At 42.5% G+C, this 19,610-nt stretch carries 21 protein-coding genes and 1 tRNA gene; 17 read left to right on the top strand and 5 right to left on the bottom strand.

Annotated elements, in window-relative coordinates; translation table 11 throughout:
- Positions 1–167 precede the first annotated feature (167 nt).
- From D2V05_RS07715 to D2V05_RS07650, 14 genes are all read left to right on the top strand, one after another.
- A complete protein-coding gene (locus D2V05_RS07715; RefSeq protein WP_036379398.1) occupies positions 168–2,012 on the top strand; it encodes an ABC transporter permease in 1,845 nt (614 codons plus the stop codon).
- A 66-nt stretch (positions 2,013–2,078) separates the two neighbouring features.
- On the top strand, positions 2,079–3,176 hold the full coding sequence (locus D2V05_RS07710) for a hypothetical protein (protein ID WP_141673284.1): 1,098 nt from the start codon (positions 2,079–2,081) through the stop codon (positions 3,174–3,176).
- Positions 3,148–3,459 carry a hypothetical protein gene (locus D2V05_RS07705; protein WP_036379395.1) on the top strand — a complete coding sequence of 104 codons (312 nt, stop codon included), beginning with the start codon at positions 3,148–3,150 and terminating at the stop codon, positions 3,457–3,459. The genes D2V05_RS07710 and D2V05_RS07705 overlap by 29 nt, the downstream gene beginning before the upstream one ends.
- 569 nt (positions 3,460–4,028) lie before the next feature.
- Positions 4,029–4,469 carry a helix-turn-helix domain-containing protein gene (locus D2V05_RS07700; RefSeq protein WP_051947138.1) on the top strand — a complete coding sequence of 147 codons (441 nt, stop codon included), beginning with the start codon at positions 4,029–4,031 and terminating at the stop codon, positions 4,467–4,469.
- Positions 4,393–5,346, top strand: coding sequence for an IS3 family transposase (locus D2V05_RS07695; RefSeq protein WP_067032276.1), 954 nt, complete (start codon positions 4,393–4,395; stop codon positions 5,344–5,346). Before D2V05_RS07700 ends, D2V05_RS07695 begins: the two co-directional genes overlap by 77 nt.
- Before the next feature lie 691 nt (positions 5,347–6,037).
- Positions 6,038–6,385, top strand: coding sequence for a plasmid mobilization protein (locus D2V05_RS07690; protein ID WP_072878816.1), 348 nt, complete (start codon positions 6,038–6,040; stop codon positions 6,383–6,385).
- A complete protein-coding gene (locus D2V05_RS07685; RefSeq protein ID WP_119647124.1) occupies positions 6,375–7,424 on the top strand; it encodes a relaxase/mobilization nuclease domain-containing protein in 1,050 nt (349 codons plus the stop codon). Before D2V05_RS07690 ends, D2V05_RS07685 begins: the two co-directional genes overlap by 11 nt.
- A gap of 11 nt (positions 7,425–7,435) precedes the next feature.
- Positions 7,436–7,726 (top strand): hypothetical protein, encoded by a 291-nt coding sequence (locus D2V05_RS07680; RefSeq protein ID WP_072878821.1) that lies wholly within the window; start codon positions 7,436–7,438, stop codon positions 7,724–7,726.
- Positions 7,727–7,860: 134 nt separating this feature from the next.
- Complete coding sequence (locus tag D2V05_RS07675; protein WP_072878823.1) at positions 7,861–8,076, top strand: hypothetical protein; 216 nt, start codon at positions 7,861–7,863, stop codon at positions 8,074–8,076.
- Between the two features lie 23 nt (positions 8,077–8,099).
- A complete protein-coding gene (locus D2V05_RS07670) occupies positions 8,100–8,357 on the top strand; it encodes a type II toxin-antitoxin system HicA family toxin (protein WP_072878825.1) in 258 nt (85 codons plus the stop codon).
- A complete protein-coding gene (locus D2V05_RS07665) occupies positions 8,342–8,695 on the top strand; it encodes a type II toxin-antitoxin system HicB family antitoxin (RefSeq protein WP_072878827.1) in 354 nt (117 codons plus the stop codon). Before D2V05_RS07670 ends, D2V05_RS07665 begins: the two co-directional genes overlap by 16 nt.
- A gap of 132 nt (positions 8,696–8,827) precedes the next feature.
- Positions 8,828–9,100, top strand: a complete 273-nt coding sequence (locus D2V05_RS07660) for a hypothetical protein (RefSeq protein WP_072878829.1) — start codon at positions 8,828–8,830, stop codon at positions 9,098–9,100.
- A gap of 27 nt (positions 9,101–9,127) precedes the next feature.
- The gene (locus D2V05_RS07655) at positions 9,128–9,958 is read left to right on the top strand and encodes a Fic family protein (protein ID WP_119647137.1); all 831 of its coding nucleotides are present in this window, start codon (positions 9,128–9,130) and stop codon (positions 9,956–9,958) included.
- Positions 9,959–10,067: 109 nt separating this feature from the next.
- Positions 10,068–11,672, top strand: coding sequence for a recombinase family protein (locus D2V05_RS07650; protein ID WP_119647123.1), 1,605 nt, complete (start codon positions 10,068–10,070; stop codon positions 11,670–11,672).
- Here D2V05_RS07650 and D2V05_RS07645 read toward each other — a convergent pair.
- Positions 11,638–11,711 (bottom strand) — tRNA-Arg (locus D2V05_RS07645). The two genes, D2V05_RS07650 and D2V05_RS07645, sit on opposite strands and share 35 nt — an antisense overlap.
- 64 nt (positions 11,712–11,775) lie before the next feature.
- Between D2V05_RS07645 and D2V05_RS07640 the strand changes: the two genes are divergently transcribed.
- On the top strand, positions 11,776–12,288 hold the full coding sequence (locus tag D2V05_RS07640) for an adenine phosphoribosyltransferase (RefSeq protein ID WP_119647122.1): 513 nt from the start codon (positions 11,776–11,778) through the stop codon (positions 12,286–12,288).
- Here the strand turns inward: D2V05_RS07640 and D2V05_RS07635 are convergent.
- From D2V05_RS07635 to D2V05_RS07625, 3 genes are all read right to left on the bottom strand, one after another.
- Complete coding sequence (locus D2V05_RS07635) at positions 12,285–12,434, bottom strand: SsrA-binding protein (protein WP_119640900.1); 150 nt, start codon at positions 12,432–12,434, stop codon at positions 12,285–12,287. The two genes, D2V05_RS07640 and D2V05_RS07635, sit on opposite strands and share 4 nt — an antisense overlap.
- Before the next feature lie 557 nt (positions 12,435–12,991).
- Positions 12,992–14,680 (bottom strand): M56 family metallopeptidase, encoded by a 1,689-nt coding sequence (locus D2V05_RS07630; protein ID WP_119647121.1) that lies wholly within the window; start codon positions 14,678–14,680, stop codon positions 12,992–12,994.
- Positions 14,680–15,039: a BlaI/MecI/CopY family transcriptional regulator gene (locus tag D2V05_RS07625; RefSeq protein WP_119640898.1), complete on the bottom strand. Its 360-nt coding sequence runs from the start codon at positions 15,037–15,039 to the stop codon at positions 14,680–14,682. Before D2V05_RS07625 ends, D2V05_RS07630 begins: the two co-directional genes overlap by 1 nt.
- A 152-nt stretch (positions 15,040–15,191) precedes the next feature.
- Here D2V05_RS07625 and D2V05_RS07620 point away from each other — a divergent pair, with 152 nt between their 5' ends.
- Positions 15,192–16,130, top strand: coding sequence for a calcium/sodium antiporter (locus D2V05_RS07620; protein WP_119647120.1), 939 nt, complete (start codon positions 15,192–15,194; stop codon positions 16,128–16,130).
- Between the two features lie 60 nt (positions 16,131–16,190).
- On the opposite strand, the gene D2V05_RS07615 is transcribed toward D2V05_RS07620, so the two are convergent.
- The gene (locus D2V05_RS07615) at positions 16,191–17,201 is read right to left on the bottom strand and encodes a glutamine synthetase beta-grasp domain-containing protein (protein WP_119647119.1); all 1,011 of its coding nucleotides are present in this window, start codon (positions 17,199–17,201) and stop codon (positions 16,191–16,193) included.
- A 210-nt stretch (positions 17,202–17,411) separates the two neighbouring features.
- Between D2V05_RS07615 and D2V05_RS07610 the strand changes: the two genes are divergently transcribed.
- Positions 17,412–19,598, top strand: a complete 2,187-nt coding sequence (locus tag D2V05_RS07610; RefSeq protein ID WP_119647118.1) for a glutamine synthetase III family protein — start codon at positions 17,412–17,414, stop codon at positions 19,596–19,598.
- Positions 19,599–19,610: the final 12 nt, after the last annotated feature.

Here is a 19,610-nt window from a genome sequence, read left to right as displayed (position 1 = left end):
TTTTATCATGGAAATCGTGCCTCAAAAAATACAATTAAATCGATTTTGGTGATTGTTCCATTTTTAAAAAATTCTTACCCAATATAATGATTTACCCAATGGTGATTTTGATGCTAAAAAACCTTCTTTAGAAGATGCCTATTTTAAAATTTTAAGCGAACACTAAAATGAAAACAATATTTTCCATAGTAAAAAACGAGCTAAGACAGCGTGTATTTAGTTGGGTTACCCTTGTTTTCTTTCTCATGCTTGCCTTTCAGATGATATGGTATACCAAGGGATCGTTTGATTTCTTTTCCAACGAAGGGGTGCTTATGAACGCTTCGAGCATTTTGTATAGAAACTATGCGGCCATGGGTATGCTTATGATCATCATCATTGCCATAGCTACCGGAGGTGTGCTTTACAAAGAGATCAGGTATAAATCCGCGGAGTGGACCTATGCACTGCCCATCAATGAAAAACAATTTTTTATAGGCCGCTTTTTGGCCGCTTTCCTATACCTTGTCATTCTAAGTACGGGTATGATTGTTGGGCATTTGTTGGTGCCGTTTTCCGGCATTGGCGAGGCTGGTCGTTTTGGTCCGGTTCAATGGGGCCCTTTGTTTCACGGTTGGATCATGTTTACCGTACCCAACCTCTTTTTTTATGTATCCGTTGTATTTTTTGCCATTGTGTTTACCCGTAGAATGACCACAAGTTATTTGGCCGTATTCTTGGTGGTCATTCTATTTTTAATCGCCCAAACTTCCTACGAAACCGGGGGTGGGGATAATCTAATGGCTTACATCTTGGCGGATTCGGGAGGCTATGTAGCGGCACAGCACTATACCGAACTGTTGAGTCCCACACAAAAAAATACCGAACTGTTCAAACTGACCGGCTATGTTTTAAAGAACCGATTGCTTTGGATGGGACTTGCCATGGTGTTTGCCATAGCGGCATATCTACGCTTCTCTTTCAAGTACGTCATACAGGCCGGTACCGATAAATCCAAAAAAATCAAAGAAGGCAAGAAAGTGTCATTTTCTACGGCATCCATAAAATTGCCAGAGGTCGTGAAACAATACAAAGTACCTAATTTTCTCACTAAACTATGGTCACTCTCAAAATTGGAGTTCCTGAACATTGTTCGCCCTACTTCCTTCAAAATAATCCTCGGTATTATCTTATTGATGGTGTTTTTGCAAAATGTTACTTGGAATGCGGCTTATTATATTGGTAATGAATATCCCATCAGTAGCAATATGACCTATTTTAGGTTGCAATGGGGCGTTTTTATAACCATGTTGATCATGATTTGGGCCGGCGAGTTGTTTTTTAAGGACAAGACGGTCAATATTTGGCAAATAACAGATTCGTTGCCCGTTCCTGTCTGGGTTACCCAACTTTCCAGATTGGCAGCGATTATTGGACTGTCTTTTATATTAAGTGTGAGCTTTATTGTAGTATCCGTGTTTACCCAAGTGTTGTTGGGTGGAGCTTCTTATATAGATTTAGGACAATTTGCAGAGGACCTTTTGCTCTATCGTTGGGCCTTTTTGAACTTTGTACTTTGGGCGTCTTTGGTGTTTTTTGTGGGAGCTTTGACCAGCCATCGAATTTTCACACACCTTCTTTGTGTGGCCATTTTCATCTTCTTGATTGTTTCCTTTGATATGGGCATCATTGAAGATTTAAGGCTAGGATATGGTTTTACTCCTGGAGTTGAAGATTATTCGGAAATGAGCGGTTATGGTATATTTCAAGAATCGGCCAATTGGTTCTTCCTATTGTGGTTGGCTTTGGCCATTACCTTGGTCATGACCGGTGTTTGGCTATGGAAGCGGGGCTCGGATAAAAAATGGAAAAACAGACTTTCGTTGAAGAATATGCAACTTAGCATGGTTTCCAAAGGTGTGATGGTGTTGTTTTTTGGGGCATTCTTGTTTTTGATGTCGTTCATCACCAAAAATGTGTATGATAATGGCAACTTTATCCCAGATGCCGAAGAGGAACGATTGGATGCCTAGTACGAGATAAAATACAAGTATCTGGAAACCAAACCACAGCCCAAATATGAAACAATCGATGTAAAATTGGATCTATTTCCTTCAAAAAGAAGGGCAGAATTTACTGCTGATATCACATTGAACAACGAAAAGGGGGCAGATACCTTGTTTTTCAATACCAAGGATTTTGTCCAATTATCCAATGTGAAGCTGAACGGACAAGAATTGACCATGGGAAAAGGGGATGTCGAGCAAAACCTGACCGCCTATCCAATCCCGTCTACCTTACAAAAAGATAGCGTGTTGCAGCTTTCCTTGGTAGGGAGCAAACAATATGTCGGTTTTGTGCAGAGCGATTTTCAGGCAGATTTGACCAAAAAGGGAAGTTTTGGTAGTCTTCAGGATTTTTTACCTGTGAAAGGATATGATAGCGACAAGGAGTTATTGGAAAACCGGAAACGCCAAGAACAGGGATTGGAACGTCTGGATTCCAGAATGGCCACTGTTGATAATGCCTTTGCCCTTACCCAAAATGTGTTTGCTACGGATGCCGATTGGGTTACAGGTAAAATTATTATTAGTACCGAAGAAGGCCAAATTCCGTTTACGGCCGGAGCCTTACAAAAAATGGAAACTGAAGATGGTAGAACCACTTCCATCTATACCATTAAGAAACCCCAAGTGTTCAATTGGCAGGTAGGATCATCAGACTATAGCGTTGGCAAGGGCAAGGCCGGGAATATAGACTATTCCATTCTGCATAAACCCACCCATTCGTTCAATGTGGACCTCTATCAAGAAGCATTAAAAAAAGGGGTTGCTTTTATGCAAACCAACTTTGGGGCCAATTCGGTCGACAATCAACTTCAATTGGTAGAAATACACCGTTGGCAAGACGATCGGTATACCTTTGCCAATACCATTGCACTTTCTGAAAAAGAAGGTTGGGTGGCCGATACCGAAGGTTTACAGGAAAAAGCCTATCTCTATCAAACCATCGGTAGTGGATTGGCCAAACTGTGGCTGCAAAAAAACTTGACCATTGCCAATGTGCAAGGGGCGGATATGCTTACAATAGGGTTGCCAGAGGCGTTGGGACTCTTGTATGTGAAAAATGAAATAGGTGGGGAAGCGGTAATCAGCTTATCAAGAAAAGTTGGAAAAGTATGGCAAGGACAAAAATAACGAGCCCAACCAAGAACCACCATTGCTCTATGCCGATGGAGCGGAATATCTTGAAATCAATAAAGGGGCCGTGGCATTTTATAAGCTGATCCAAACCATGGGTTTTGAAGGATTCAATGGATATTTGGCAGAATGGGTCAACGGTAACCTGGACAATCCTACATTGTTCAATGACTTTTGCCAAAAAGCAGTAACTCATATAAAATCATCCGAAAAAAGGGAGATAAGGGCACTTTTTGAAACCAACGAACCGTATACAAACAATACTACAAACAGTAACTAGGACAGATTGATTTTTGGGTGATAACTTATATGCATGTGCATTACACTTATTGGAAAATTTAAGTAATGTCGATTGGGTTTCTGTTATTTCTTCTTTTTGACAGGAAAGCCAGATAAAGAATATGTCAAAGCAGAATGCAATAACAGTCCCTTATAGAATTCAGTGGGAATGTCACAGTATAGGAATATGACAAAACAGTGAGTTTGTTCCCAATTTGATATCAACATCCTCTGGATCACTCATAAAAACAAGAGGACGCTTTATCGCCCTCTTGCATTTATTCTCTCACCGCTACCAAAAAGATTTCTCCATTCCGTTAAATTGGTTGTTTCCCTACAAGAAACCATTGTGTTTTGGTCATGGAAGGTGGCGCCCTGTCGGGCGCTCTTTTGTGGAAAGGGAGAAAGAAGAAAGGATTGGAAATCTCTTTGGATTTCCTATGTTCCTAATCGTATAATCCAAATCACTTAATATTGAATTACATGTAGGTATCATGTTCTTGGGCCATTTAACCCTTGTCTTGTCCTAGAATAGGTTGTCATGATAGAAGCAATAATTTAAATTTAATCATGAAAAGTGTAAACTCCTATTCGGACGATTTTAAACGAAAGGTTGCCTCCCACTATCTGGGATCGGATCTCAGCATGGCGGCAACGGCAAAACTGTATGGTCTCAAAACACCTTCATCCGTGCAACAATGGGTGAAAAGGTTCTGTCCGGACCAGGCCCTGCCGAACGACGGTACCACCAAGGAACCGGCCTCAACTGTCCTACCGGACTCCCCGGAGGGGATGCTGGCCAGGATCAGGGAACTTGAGTCCGATCTGGCAAGCGAGAAGCTCAAAAATCTGGCCGCCAACAAAATGATAGACATTGCGGAAAGGGACCTTAAGATCAACATCAGAAAAAGTCTGGTGCCAAACAGTCCAAGAAATGAAAGAGACCATGCCCAAAACAAGTGTTGGGACGCTGTGCGGACTGTTTGGCAAAACGAGACAGGCCTATTATAAGTTTTTGAGATACGAGTACAGGACACTTGCCGAAAAGCAGTTGGTGCTCGAGATGGTTCAGAATGAACGCGCCATACTTCCCGGCGTGGGCGTGCGCAAGCTCCACAGCATCATCTTCGGGCCATCCTGCCCACAACAGGTTTCAATGGGCATGGATGCGCTCTTCGCCCTCCTGCGGGAAAACTCGATGCTGCTGCGACGCTCCAGAGGCAGGGCAAGGACCACCAATTCACACCATTCGTTTCGGCGGTACCCCAACCTGGCAAGGGAGATGACGGTCGATGCCCCACACCAGCTCTGGGTCAGTGACATAACCTATATCGACACGATGGAGGGATTCATGTACCTTTCGCTCGTCACGGACGCATATTCCAGGAAGATAATAGGATGGGACATATCCCCAAAACTAACGGCCTCCGGTGCGATCGGCGCCCTGAACATGGCCATATCACAGTTGCCGCATGGGACCGGTCCCAAACCGGTGCACCATTCGGACAGGGGCATCCAGTACTGCTGCGACAGGTACATAAGCATCCTTAAGGGTGCCGGCATCGGGATCAGTATGACAGAAAAGGTGGATCCCTTGGAAAATGCAATAGCCGAAAGGGTGAACGGCATACTGAAGACCGAATGGCTCAAGAACAATAGACCAAGGCTCAAAGTGGAGGCAATAGATATGTTCGGGGACATCGTCTCCTCTTACAATGGCCGTAGGCCCCATCTAAGTCTCAATATGCAGACCCCCGATTCGGCCCACATGTCCCACGGACCGATACCAAGGGCATGGAAAAATTATTGGAAGGAAAGACATAAATATGATCAGGGAACAAACCCCTGCATGATAACAAAGGGAACCTTGGGTGTAAACCTGACCTAAGATTATTGAAAAATGTGTAAACTCGTTATAGTATCAACCGCTTTAAGTGACAACTTTTTTCAGGACGAGACACATTTTTTGTACGATCGTACAAATGTATGATCATTTAAATGATCATGTGCTCCAAGGAAAATAAAGGAGGATTAAAGTAAAATATACAGGAAGGAAACTGGACAAAAGAACACTGGTAATCATCGTATAGAGGTAAGGATTTTTCAAAACGCTAATAAATTTGTCTTGATGATTTGCTATGTTAAGGCTGTTTGCGGATAAGGTGCCAAGCCTCATTATTGAACAATCACCATTTTTAAGTTCCCTTTCCTCAATGTCATACCCTTTCTGTTTTTTCCCTTTCCACTATTGGCCCAAACGGGCTTTAAAAATCAGTTTGGAAAATGACAATTGGACAACTGGTAAAGAGATTAAAATTAAGGGTATATTCATACATTGACCATTTTTCTCCCTTTCCATAGAAACTCACCCCTGTGATTTCGTCCAATTCCTTATTTCCAACACTGGATAAATTTACCGTACATATAACTCTGTACGGCAAATCCCTTGTAAACAATCAATAGACAATAGGTTTGTGGTATAGTTGATCGGAGGTCACGGAGCAAGTTGTGTTTTTGTAAACAAAAACTGCGCACTTCGTTTACAAATGACCTTTAGAACAATACCAAAACCATAGAAAATGGCAAGACCTAAAAAGGATATCTCAAAGCAAAGGACGATTGTCATCGCCTTTAGGGTTTCACAAAGTGAATACATGATCATTACCAATAATGCGGAGACCATTGGGCTGTCCGTTGCTGAGTATATCCGAAGAAAATGTACGGGAAAATCCCTGCCGACCAAAAAGGTAAATCCAATGGACCGGAAACTTTTTGTCGAACTGAGCCGGGTGGGAAACAACCTGAACCAACTTGCCAGGGTCTCGAACTCAGGTATCCGTGATGAGTTCAGTATCACCAAACAATTGGAGGAGGTAAAAATGTTGTTGCAACAGCTCAAATCAAATATCACCAACAATGATAGGTAAGGTAACCATAGGAAAAGACTTCTACGGAGTTCTGGCCTACAATGAAAAGAAGGTGGAAGAAGGGGTCGGATATGTGATCGATTCCAATATCGGACAATCCACAACGGTAAACATGACACAGGAATTCAATTTGGTCAGGCAATTGCGTCCGGGGCTTGGGAATGCGGTATTCCATGTTTCCTTGAACCTGCCATACTCGGATCGATTGAACGATAAGGAGTTTGCTTCATTGGGATGTGACTATTTGATGAAAATGGGTTTTGATAACAACCAGTTCATCATGTACCGTCATACGGACACGAAGCACGAGCACATCCATATCGTGGCCAACAGGGTCAGGTATTCGGGCAGGATAACAAATGATAGCAACATTAAAAGAAGAAGCCGGGAAGTGCTCAATAATCTGGAAAAGAAATATGGACTGACCCAAATTTCGACAAATGTTAGTTCAATAAAATCACTTGACCAAAGAGAAATCGAGAAAACCCTGAGAACTGGCGATTTACCGATCAAACTGGTACTTCAGAAGAAAATCGGTTCGGCAATTTCAAGGGCATCGGATACAACGGAATTCATCAAGTTGCTACAAGAGCAAAATATCTCGCCAAGATTCAACACAAGCACGACCACGGGCAGGGTCTCGGGCATATCGTTCAACTATCAGGGCATAGTGTACAAAGGCAGTACGCTCGGCAAAAAATATTCATGGAACAGTATCGTAAAACAAATCGATTATGGGCAAGACAGAGACCGTTCAATTATACTATCGGCTAATGGAAAAGAACGGGGAACTGATAGAGTTGGCGAAGGAAACCTTAGAACGGCAATCAAACCTGAGCCAAGAAGTGAGGGAGTTGCAAAAGGCACTGAAGATCCTGCTCAACAATCAAAAGGTCATGTGGGAAAAATTGAGGGAAATGGAATGACCTGGCCTTTGGCAAATGAAACGGACTGGACCCCTTTCAAACTGGAACTCAATGGCCATGGTGCGAGGAAAAAGTCCAAAAGAAAGAAGAAAAGGAAAGGGCTGGGCCTGTAGAACATGAACTTATGAAAGATAACAACAAGCAGGAACATTCAGGATTGTCCCCTTCCGAGATCCAGGTATTGGAGATGGTACGCAGCAAAAGGTTCCTGTCCATCAAAGTGATCATCAAGAACGGGGAGGTCGATACCATTGAAGGTCTGGAACGATTGGACACAGGGGAGCGTATCATCGATATGTTGAAACAACATGATTTTCAAAATCTGGAGATCAAACAAAGTAATGGTAAGATCGTCTGTGTGAACAGGATCTTTAGAAAAAAGATCGACCCTGTTGCAAAAACCAAAAGTTGTTGACCGACAACTCATAAGTATGGAATAAAACAATGATCCCATAAGGGATCAGATCGATTAAAAAAGGTAAATTAAAGCCTGCTTTACAAATACGGTAGTGACCTTCAAGATTCAGGAGCTATTGCTATTTATAGGAAATGTCAAACCCGATAATCGAGCTAAAGCGGAAAAACAGAACATTCAACAGTACATGGCTCAAGACTTATAATGGTTTTGAAGACTGCGAGGAGGAAGAAGCGAAAAAGATTGTGGAACAACTCCGGGAACTCGCCGACATAGTCTGTGGCCATGTCCAAAAAGGGAACATAAAAGAACGCTCCGTGTTAAAAAAACATAATGTAACTGAAAAATAGTTGCGTTTTCAGTATTTTTGATAATGAGTAGAATAGAAAAGCTTCTTGTCAAGTTCATGGGCAATCCCAAGGATTTGACTTGGGAGGAACTGATGAAGATATTGGCCCATTACGGTTTTCATGAAATTACCAAGAAGGGCAAGACGGGTGGATCTAGGGTCAGGTTTGTGAACGACCGAAACAATATGATAAACCTGCCCGGACCACATCCCGGCAATATTGTAAAACAATATGTAACAAAGCAGATCAAGGAAAAATTGAAGCTATGGCAGATAATTTAGAACATAAAGGTTATTTCGGTTCCGTGGAGTATAGTTCAGGGGACGGTGTGCTGCACGGAAAGATCATCGGGATAAGCGATCTGGTGACCTATCAGGGCTGTTCGGTAAAAGAGCTGAAAGAGGCCTTTGAAGGGTCTGTCGACGATTATCTTGAGACTTGCAGGGAACTGGGCAAAGAGCCCGATAAGTTTTTCAAGGGAGTGTTCAATGTCCGTACATCCACCGAGATACACCGTGAGCTTTCGATCATGGCCGAAAAGAAAAAAATGAAATTGAACGAACTGGTCAACAAGGCCTTTGATTTTTTGGTAAAGAACGAGGACAAGGTCTTGAACTGAATCATGACAGGGCAATGGGGAGGGAAACAAGAAGAATGCTGACCATAAAGCCATTTCGAAAATGAATGTTCTGGAAGGGAAAAAGACATAACCAAGAGAAAAAAAGGAATTGATTCAAAATCCGGATAAAGGATGAACCCAAACCAAAAATATAAGATAGAGTACCAAAAACTGCTCAAAGAGGTGAGAACAAAGTCCTACGAAGTGGTCCGGTTGACCCGGATAAAATATTTTGGAAACGATTACAATTTTGTGGACATCAGATTTTACCAACGTGGCTTTGATGATTCTGGCGATGAAATTTATTTCCCGACGAAAAAGGGAGTCCAAATCAAAGAGGAATTGTTCATGCAGATTTTTGACCAATACTTTATTGATAACATCGAGAGCATTTTAAACAACTAAGTGATAACAACAAAGTCTGAACAAACAATGGGAAATACAGATCCATTCATAGATATTCGGAAAAAATATGAATCCCTAAGGGGCAAGTACTCCGATATAATCGTTTCCTCTTTCAACGAGACCGATTTTAAAAGGTACAATGAGATACTTTTTTCCGCACATAGCTGTGGCATAGAGGGCAATAGCTTTAGTGTCGATGATACAAGGGAGCTAAGGGAAAAGGGCTATGCCCTTAACCTGGTGAACAAGACCCTATTGGAAGCTTTTGAGATCCTGGATCATTTCAAGGCCTATGATTATGTCCTGAAGCACCCCGGAGCGGAACTTGATGAAAGACTTGTAAAGCATCTGCACGTTCTTTTGACCAAGAACACCATTTCCTACAAGGGATATAGGCCCGGGGAATACTCGAAGACCCAGATGGCCGCCGGCGACACTATTTTCAGGGACACCAAAAAGGCCGTGGCCAATATGCCCAAAATGTTGGAAAGTTTCAATAGGGCCATCAAGGAGGACAGGACGCACCCCTTGGAGCTGAGCGCGATCTTCCACCAAATGTTCATTTACTCACATCCCTTTCCAGATGGCAATGGCAGGTTGGGGCGTTTATTGTCCAATTTCATATTGGGAAGGTTCGGCCACCCCCATATAATCATTTTGAAGGAGGAAAGGCAAAACTATATCGATGCTCTCAAAGCTTCGGATAAGCACAACAATATGTTGCCGATAATCAACTTTTTCTATGATACCTCCATCAAGAGGATGCAAAGGGAAATAGGTCAAAAAAAAAACCTTTCGAAGAATTTCAACCTTGGTATTGAAAAAGGGGGAAAAAGAAATGGGGGCATTTCATATTGAAGAATGGAAAATGAACAGATTTGGCTTGTTAAGTTGCCCATGGCAAGGGACAATATGAGGAAATCATGGAACAACATAAAACTGATAACATAGCTCAAAAAGGAAGCACATGAACTTAGAGATATTCGGTCAATTTGCGAAAAAGGAAAAGGGAAGAGTCATCGGAAAGAACAATACGGCGGTCATCTATACCCGTGTTTCCAGTAAGGAGCAGTTTGACAACAATGCCAGCTTGACGACACAACTCAAATATTGCCAAGAATATGCAATTCGAAAAGAATTGGACGTGATTGAATATTTCGGGGGAACCTATGAATCCGCAAAGAGCGATGAACGCAGGGAGTTCCAAAGAATGCTCAGCTATGTCAAAAGGAGAAAGAACATCGGTTATATCATCGTCTATTCCTATGACAGGTTTTCCAGAACGGGCGCGAACGGAGCCTATATCAGCGAACAGTTAAAAAAGCAGGGGGTTGCCGTTATCTCGGCCACCCAGGAAATCGATGTGACCACAAGTGCGGGTACGTTCCAGGAAAACCTGTACCATATGTTCTCCCACTTCGACAACCAGGTCCGTAGGGACAAATCCATTACTGGAATGCAGGAGAAGCTGCGAAGGGGCCATTGGACAGGAGCCTACCCATTTGGATACACCAATTCAAATCCCGGGAAAGGGAAGATCCCGAATTTTGTGATCTCAGGGGAAGGAAGATTGCTCAAACAGGCCTTTTTATGGAAGGCAAATTCCAATATGTCACATGTCGAGATTGCAAAGCGACTTAAAGACAAGGGGCTGGACATACATGCAAAAAGATTGACGGACCTTTTCAGGAACCCGTTCTATTGTGGGCTTATCGTAAACAGCCTTATTCCCGGTGAAGTGATCCAAGGAAAACATGAGGCCCTCATATCGAAAGAAATGTTCCTTAAGATCCACAATCTCCTCCATGCAGGTGAACCACCGAAGAAATATTCGTTCGATGACGAAAACCTGCCATTGAAGATGTTTGTCAGATCTTCGATCTGTGGAACGCCCTACACTGGATATATCGTGAAGAAAAAAGGCCTGTACTATTACAAGAACAGGCGTAAGGGCAGCAAGGAGAACAGAAGTGCCAATAAGCTCCATAAAGAGTTTCTGAATGTATTGGGCAGGTATGCACTGGCCAACAAAAAGTATATCGAGCCTTTGACCGATATCATACACGATACCTTGATCGATAAAAACCAAGAGGCACTTGAAGACCAAAAGCGGTTGGGCAAAGAACTCGGCCAACTCAAAGAACGGATGGACACATTGGAGAGAAGATTCGTCGTGCTGAACGAGATCACAAAGTCCCAGTACGACCTTTTCATGCCGGAACTGAAAGCCGAACAAAGGGAACTGGAAGTGAAAATGGAAAATGGGGGAATAAATAGTTCGAACCTCAAAAAGTCCGTAAAATTGGCACTTGGTTATGCCTGTAACCTTCCTGAATTGTGGAAGTTAGGGGATTTGGAAACCAAAAGGGCCATACAATATATGGTGTTCCCCGACGGGATTGGGTATGACTTCAAAAACAAAGCAGTTCGAACTTTTCGGGTCAATGAGATTTTTGGCGCAATCTCTTTATTGGCGGGGAGTTTGAAGGGTAAAGAAAAAGGGGACTTCCACTCGATTTGCAGAAAATCCCCTTTAGTGACCGCGGCAGGATTCAAACCTGCAACCTTCTGAGCCGTAATCAGATGCGCTATTCAGTTGCGCCACGCGGCCTTGTTTTAAGGGCTGCAAATATATTTCTTTTTAACTTTATCACAAAACCTTAGTACACAAAATAATGGATTTTACCACCTACATTCGTGATATAGAAGACTTTCCAAAGCCAGGAGTTGTTTTTAAGGATATTACACCGCTCCTTAAAGATCCAAAAGTGTTCCAAAAAGCTAGCGATGCCTTGCTGGGTTTTACATCGAACATGCAAATTGATAAAGTGGTCGGTGTGGATAGCAGAGGGTTCATTTTCGCACCTCTTTTGGCTTCAAGATTGGGCGCGGGTTTTGTGCCTGTGCGCAAGTCGGGCAAACTTCCTTTTAAGACCTTATCGGAATCCTATGCCCTGGAATATGGCGAAGATACCCTCGAGATGCATACCGATGCCATTCTAAAAGGGGAAAAGGTACTTGTCCATGACGATGTCTTGGCTACCGGTGGTACGGCAAGCGCCGTATGTAAATTGGTGGAAAAATTGGGTGGTGAAGTCGTCCAGTGTAATTTTTTGATAGAACTTACCTTTTTGAACGGGGCCGATAAGCTGAACGGTTATCCCATCAAGGCCCTACTTCAGTATTAATTTTCATCCAAGGCCTTTGTGGTCACAAAATAGCGCCATCCAATGATGGCCAATTGGAATTTGGTCGCTTTGGAAAGGTCCAACCCCTTTTTGGAATAGGAGGGCAGTATTGCCTTATTGATCTTGGCCAGTGTTTTGTACAGCATGGAATCTAAACTAGACTACAAATATAGTTAGGATGATCAGAATGGTTTCAAACACCGTCCGCCGGTTCCGATAATCCAAAAAAAAGTTGGCCCAAAGCTTGAAATATATAGGGAGGTTTAAATGAATAGGATCGCTATGATTTGGATAAGGATCATAACAAAAAACTTGACAATTGCGATCATGGTTTGATTGATTTAAAGGTTAAAAAAACAACTATAAACCGGTTATATTTTTTGAAGATATAATGATAAAAGTCATGCCTCCAAACATTTAGGGTAGAATCTATACAATTGCATACAAGATTGTAGTTAAAAAAATGCTTGACTCCTACGATAGTAATACAGTGTCTTAAAAAAAGTTATAAAATGTAATATTAAGTAACATTTTATATTATAAAATGACACATTTGTAGGGGTGTTTTAGGGGTCGTTTCAAAAACCTAGGGGCGTTTCGTTTAAAAATGGGCCCTTTTTGGTATTTTCGTTTTTTTGAGAACCAAAAAAACCGTCAGATTTCTGACGGTTCTTCCTCAAATTTTGGGTTGTTTAAATCGAGTTTAGTTACCTTTTTTGGTCGTGATAACCACAACACCATCTTTGGCTTTTTTGCCATATTTCTCAATAGCTTCATCTCCTTTGAAAACTTCCATACTTTCAATGGAACTCGGTGCCAATTTTTTTATGTCTTCCGATTTTACCTTTTTTCCATCAATATAATAAAGAGGTTCTTCCCCACCATCATTATCAATAAAAAAGAAACTGGACGCACCACCAATGACCTCAATATCCTCATCGTCATCAGAATCTTTCATGATCATAATATGGCCCCCGTCTTTCTTCATGCGCTTTACCTTGATTTTTTTGGATACTTCATTGTCATCATCGGAAGTGATGAATATCGATGTCCCATTTTCAATTTCCATTTCTTCCATTTCATCATCGGAAAGTTCCTTGCCATTAACAATCACCTTTTTTTTGGCATTGTCTTTTCGGATGATGACTTCAGTCTTGTCGTCTGAGCTCCAATGGATTTTGTCTCCATCCATTTTATGGATTTTGATGGTTTTAAGTGCAGTGTTGCCAAAGGATACCAAATTGGCTTCGTCATCATATAGAACCATTATAGGATCTATGGGGCCATCGGAATTAGAGCTGTAGTTGCCACTAAATTTGGCACCCTTGGAATTTTTTCCACTTAGGTTTAGGGAAATATCAATAATCTCTTTAGCATCATTTCGCACTGTGGTATAGCTAAAGTCGATACCGTCTTTGGCAAGGTCTTTTTTGATTTTGTCCAACTCGTCGTTAGAGGTGTCCTTGTTTATGGTGAGTTCTACGGATTTATCGTCCATGATACTATCGATACTGTCCTCATTGGTATACCGATATACATTTTCGACACTGAAACTGACCAAGAACAGTCCCAATAAAGGAATTGCCAATAAGGTCTTAAAGACACTGATTCTTTTGGATTGATTTTGATTTAACATGACTATTCGTTTTTTGATTAATGAATTATAGAATGAATTTGTAAGTCTGAAGTTTTGATTTTCGACGGCTTGTTTGAGCATGAGGTATTGATAATCTTTCTTGTCCTCCGCAATTTGTATGGCACTTCTGTCCGCCAAGAACTCCAAGTTCTGTTTGATGGCCGGTTTGTACAACCACAGTACAGGGTTGAACCAGAATAGGATCCTCAGGATTTCAAGTAAAAGAATATCCAAGGTATGGTACTGTCTGGCATGTACCTTCTCATGGGCCAGAACGGTGTTCAGTTCCGTTGGGCTAAAAAGACTCGGATTGTAAAAAATGTAATTGAAAAAGGAGAAGGGGGTAATTTTTTTCTCGGTCTCCACATAAAAAAAAGGGCGTTCTTTCCAGGTTTTGGCATTTGCGGCCAATTTTTTCAAAGAACCCAATTGAACAATAAGTCGTATAAACATGACGACACAAACCAAAACATAAATGGTCAACAATATGTTTTCCAGAGTATACCAAGAGTCTAGATCGGTGATGGTATGGACTGTGGTTGAGGTGCCCGCGGTATTGATCAAAATAGGTTTGGACGTAACAATGGTCCTTTGGATCTTGATCAGGGGAAATGTCAATGAGAGGACCAAACCGGACAATAGGAATACCCTGTTTTCCGTGAAGAAGGTATCACGTTTCAGGAACAGATGATAAATGGCAAGGAAACCACCAGATATTAAGGTCGATTGTGCAAAATAAGATACTATGGATTCCATTATTTTTTCTTTTCGATTAGGTCGATTATTTCCTTGAGTTCATCCACCGAAATTTTTTCCTCATTGGCAAAGTAGGATACCAGACTTTTATAGGAATCGTCATAGTAATCGGCAATGGCAGCGTTCACGTATTTTTTCCTATAGTTCTCCTTGCTTACGGTGGGAAAGTAGCGATGGGTGTTCCCAAAGGCTTCATGGTCCACAAAACCTTTTTCTTGAAGGTTCCTTACAATGGTGGACAAGGTATTGTAGTGGGGCTTGTCTCCCTCTATTTCTTCGAGGATTTCTTTGACGAAGGCCTTTTTCAGCTTCCAAAGAATTTTCATGACTTCCTCCTCCTTATTGGTCAATTTCTGCATGATGGATAAATTGTTGATCCAAACATAATACTAATTGAATAGTTAAACAACTATATTTATAGTTTATTAACTATTTTTTTAGTTTTTTTGAATTTTGAAGAACCTTCTTTCAGGAGTGAATCTTCTGTTATCTTTACACGAAATTCTACTCTTTGGGAAATCTGCTTTTTATTGTTCTTGGTCTTGCTCTTCTCATTTTTGGGGGTAACTGGTTGTTGAAGGCCGCTGTTGCGCTATCACTTCGACTGTCAATACCAAAAATTGTGATTGGGATGACGGTGGTTTCCTTTGCTACTTCAGCTCCCGAGCTTATTGTGAGTGTACAGGCGGCCTTGGATGGTTTTCCTGATTTGGCACTGGGCAATGTGGTAGGTTCCAATATTGCCAATTTGGGACTTGTACTGGCGATAACGGTCATCATGGGTAGTATCGATGTCCGGAAGAGTTTCTATACCACAGACTGGCCTGTAATGATGATTGCTTCGTTGCTTTTCTGTGGTTTTATCTATTTTGATGGGGTCCTGCAACGCTATGAAGGGATGATCCTGGTCGCTTTCCTTTTTATCTTCTTAGTATATCTGCTCAGGTTTCAAAAAACGGCCGTTGTTGATGAAATGCCGGAAGATGACGTACTCCTGCCCTTATATAAAATAGTATTGTTTTTGGGAGTTGGCGGTACTGCGCTATGGGGAGGTTCCGAATTACTTATCAATGGGGCGGTTGGCATGGCCAGCACTTTTGGGGTAAGTGATCGTGTGATCGGTATCACGGTGGTTTCTGTGGGCACGAGCATCCCGGAGTTGGCCGCATCGGTCATTGCGGTACTTAAAAAGGAAAAGGCCATTTCGTTGGGTAACTTGATTGGGTCGAACATCTTCAACCTGTTGGCGGTTTTGGGAATAACCTCCATCATAACACCCATAACCGTAATGGATCATGGCCTGCTTTCCAGCGATATTTTTTGGATGCTCGGCATATCCTTCCTGATCTTGCCCTTGGTATTCTTTCCAAAAGGTTTGCGATTGGGTTGGCGGGATGGACTGGTGCTTTTGGCCTTTTATGCCATCTTCGTCTATATGACCCTAAAATAAAAACCGCCCCATTGAGCGGGACGGTTTCCATCTATAATCAACAACTAATTTATAAACTTCTTATACCTTGGCGGATTTTACCGTTTTAATAATACGGGCCGCAACTTTGTATGGATCTGCATTGGAAGCAGGTCTTCTATCTTCCAACCATCCTTTCCATCCTTTCTCCACGGTCATGATAGGAATCCTGATGGAAGCACCTCTATCAGAAACCCCATAGCTGAAGTCGTGAATGGATGCCGTTTCGTGCTTACCGGTCAAACGTTGATCGTTATAGGCGCCATAAACGGCAATGTGCTCGGCGGTCACAGGTCTGAAAGCTTCACAAATTTTCTCATAGGTTTCCTTGGAACCACAAGTCCTCAAAGTACTGTTGGAGAAGTTGGCGTGCATGCCGGAACCATTCCAATCCCCTTTGATGGGTTTTGGGTGGTATTCAATATAGTAACCATAATCTTCGGTCAATCGGTCCAATAGGTAACGGGCGGCCCAAACTTGGTCACCGGCAGTTTTGCCTCCTTTGGCAAAAATCTGGAATTCCCATTGTCCACATGCAACCTCTTGGTTGATACCTTCAAAATTGATACCAGCCTCAAGGCACATATCGGCATGGCGCTCCACCAATTCCCTGCCATGGGTGTTTTTACCACCAACAGAGCAATAGTACAATCCTTGGGGACCTGGATATCCGTTCATTGGGAAACCAAGTGGCAACTGGGTTCTGGTGTCCATGATGAAGTATTCCTGCTCAAATCCGAACCAGAAATCATCATTCTCATCATCGATAGTAGCTCTTGAATTGGTTTCGTGTGGGGTACCATCTGGGTTCAACACCTCTGCAATCACCAAGTAACCATTGATCCTTCCCGGATCTGGGAAAATGGCAACAGGCTTAAGCAAGCAATCTGAAGAGCCTCCTTCGGCTTGTTCAGTGGAACTTCCGTCGAAAGACCATACAGGACAGTCCTCCAACTTTCCGCTGAAATTATCTTCAATCTTTGTTTTGCTCCTCATGTTGGCGGTGGGTGTATAACCGTCCAACCAGATATACTCTAATTTTGATTTGCTCATAATTCTGGTAGTTAATTGTTCTCAAAGTAATGAAGCACAAAAATAAATTTTTCATTTAATTATCAATGTTTTAAGGGGGTAAAATCACAAACTTCTCTTTATTATTTATATTACCCCTGTTTTAAGCGGGGATGAGTGAAAAAAAAGTAAATTTTACCTCTAATATTATTAAATTGTTAATTGTAGATTTGAAGTTTAAATAATTTAAAAATGCCGAAGATCAGATTTCAAGCTTTGGAAGAGAGCCGAAAGAGGGAGCATACCTCCATTAGCGAAACGGGTAAAAGATCCGAGTTGTTTGGGAAGAATGTTTTTAATGAAGAGAAAATGCTCCAGTTTTTAACGCGAGATGCTTTCGAGAACGTAAAATCCGCCATTTTCCAAGGAAATAAGATAGATAGAAAAATTGCTGACCAAGTGGCCGAGGGAATGAAGGCATGGGCCTTGTCCATGGGAGCTACCCACTATACCCACTGGTTTCAACCATTAACAGGGGCCACGGCCGAAAAACATGATGCTTTCTTTGATATTCTGCCCAATGGACGAGCCATGGAAAAGTTTGGTGGGGCCCAATTGGTGCAGCAGGAACCTGATGCTTCCAGTTTTCCCAGTGGTGGTATCCGAAACACTTTTGAGGCCCGCGGCTATACCGCTTGGGACCCAACATCACCGGCATTCATATATAAGACAACCCTCTGTATCCCCACTATTTTTGTGGCCTACACCGGGGAAGCATTGGACAACAAGGCCCCATTATTAAGGGCATTGCATGCCATTGATCAGGCGGCGACGGGTGTGGCACAATATTTTGACAAGAATGTAAGAAAGGTACATGCTACCCTAGGGTGGGAACAGGAATATTTTTTGATAGACAAGGCCTTGGCCAAATCCCGTTTGGACCTTGCTACAACGGGTAGGACTTTGGTGGGAAGTTTTTCTGCCAAGGGGCAACAATTGGACGATCACTATTTTGGTGTGATCCCCCCAAGGGTTTTGAGCTTTATGAGCGATTTGGAAAAGGAATGCACCAAATTGGGCATACCTGTTAAAACCAGGCATAACGAAGTGGCTCCCAATCAGTTTGAGTTGGCGCCGGTGTTCGAGGAGGCCAACCTTTCCGTGGACCATAATTTATTGTTGATGGATGTGATGGAAGAAATTGCGGACCGCCATAATTTCTCCGTGCTTTTCCACGAAAAACCCTTTGCAGGCATCAACGGGTCGGGCAAGCATAACAACTGGTCGTTGGCTACTGATACTGGGGTGAACTTGCTCAGTCCTGGGACCACACCCATGAAAAATCTTCAGTTTTTGACCTTTTTCGTCAATACTATCAAGGCCGTGGACACTTATGAAGAATTGCTCCGTGCCTCCATAGCTTCTGCGAGTAACGACCACCGTTTGGGGGCCAATGAGGCACCTCCTCCCATCATTTCCATCTTTATTGGAAAGCAACTCAACGATGTGCTCGATGAGTTGGAGGGGGTTTCCAAAGGAAAACTGTCCCCAGAGGAAAAAACGGAGCTCAAGTTGAATGTGGTGGGCAAGATTCCCGAAATCTTGTTGGACAATACGGATAGAAACCGTACCTCACCTTTTGCCTTCACTGGGAATAAATTTGAGATGAGAGGGGTGGGTTCCAAGATGAACTGCGCCAAACCCATGACCATTCTCAACACCATCGTGGCCAAACAGTTGACCGACTTTAAAAAGGAGGTTGATGCATTGATCGACAAGAAAAAGTTGAAGAAGGATGAGGCCGTTTTCAATGTACTTCGTGAATACATCAAAACCTCTAAGCGTATCAGGTTTGAAGGGGATGGTTATGGTATTGAGTGGCAGGAAGAAGCAAGGCGTCGCAAGTTAAGTTTCAATAAAAACACTCCAGAAGCGCTGCAGGTGATCACCGAAAAGGAAAGCATAGCCCTTTTTAAGGAGATGGACGTGATGAGCGAGGTGGAGCTTACCGCACATCAAGATGTGGAACTTGGAGCTTATATTTTTCATATTCAAATTGAGGGCCGTGTCCTGGGAGAAATGGTCTACAACCACATTATTCCCGCTGCGGTAAAGTACCAGAACATTTTGCTGGAAAACATCAACGGACTCAGGGAGGTTTATGGGGCGGCACACAAAAAGGTGGCGGAGACCCAATTGAACATACTGGAACAGGTTGGAGAGCACATTGTCGAGATCAAGAAACTCACCGATGAAATGACGGATGCCAGACGACGCGCCAATGGCATGTCCATGCGGAATAAGAAGGCCCAGGCCTATTGCAACAATGTAAAACCCTATTTTGATTCGATACGGGAACAATCCGATGCTCTGGAAAAATTGATTGCGGATGAGTTTTGGCCGTTTACCAAGTACAGGGAGATGCTCTTTTCAAAATAAAGGTTTTTGCTT

The sequence above is a fragment of the Flagellimonas pelagia genome (genome assembly GCF_003584135.1).
Lineage (GTDB): Bacteria > Bacteroidota > Bacteroidia > Flavobacteriales > Flavobacteriaceae > Flagellimonas > Flagellimonas pelagia.
The sequence above is the reverse complement of the archived record's forward strand: the minus strand, read 5'-3'. Positions and strand labels throughout refer to the sequence as shown.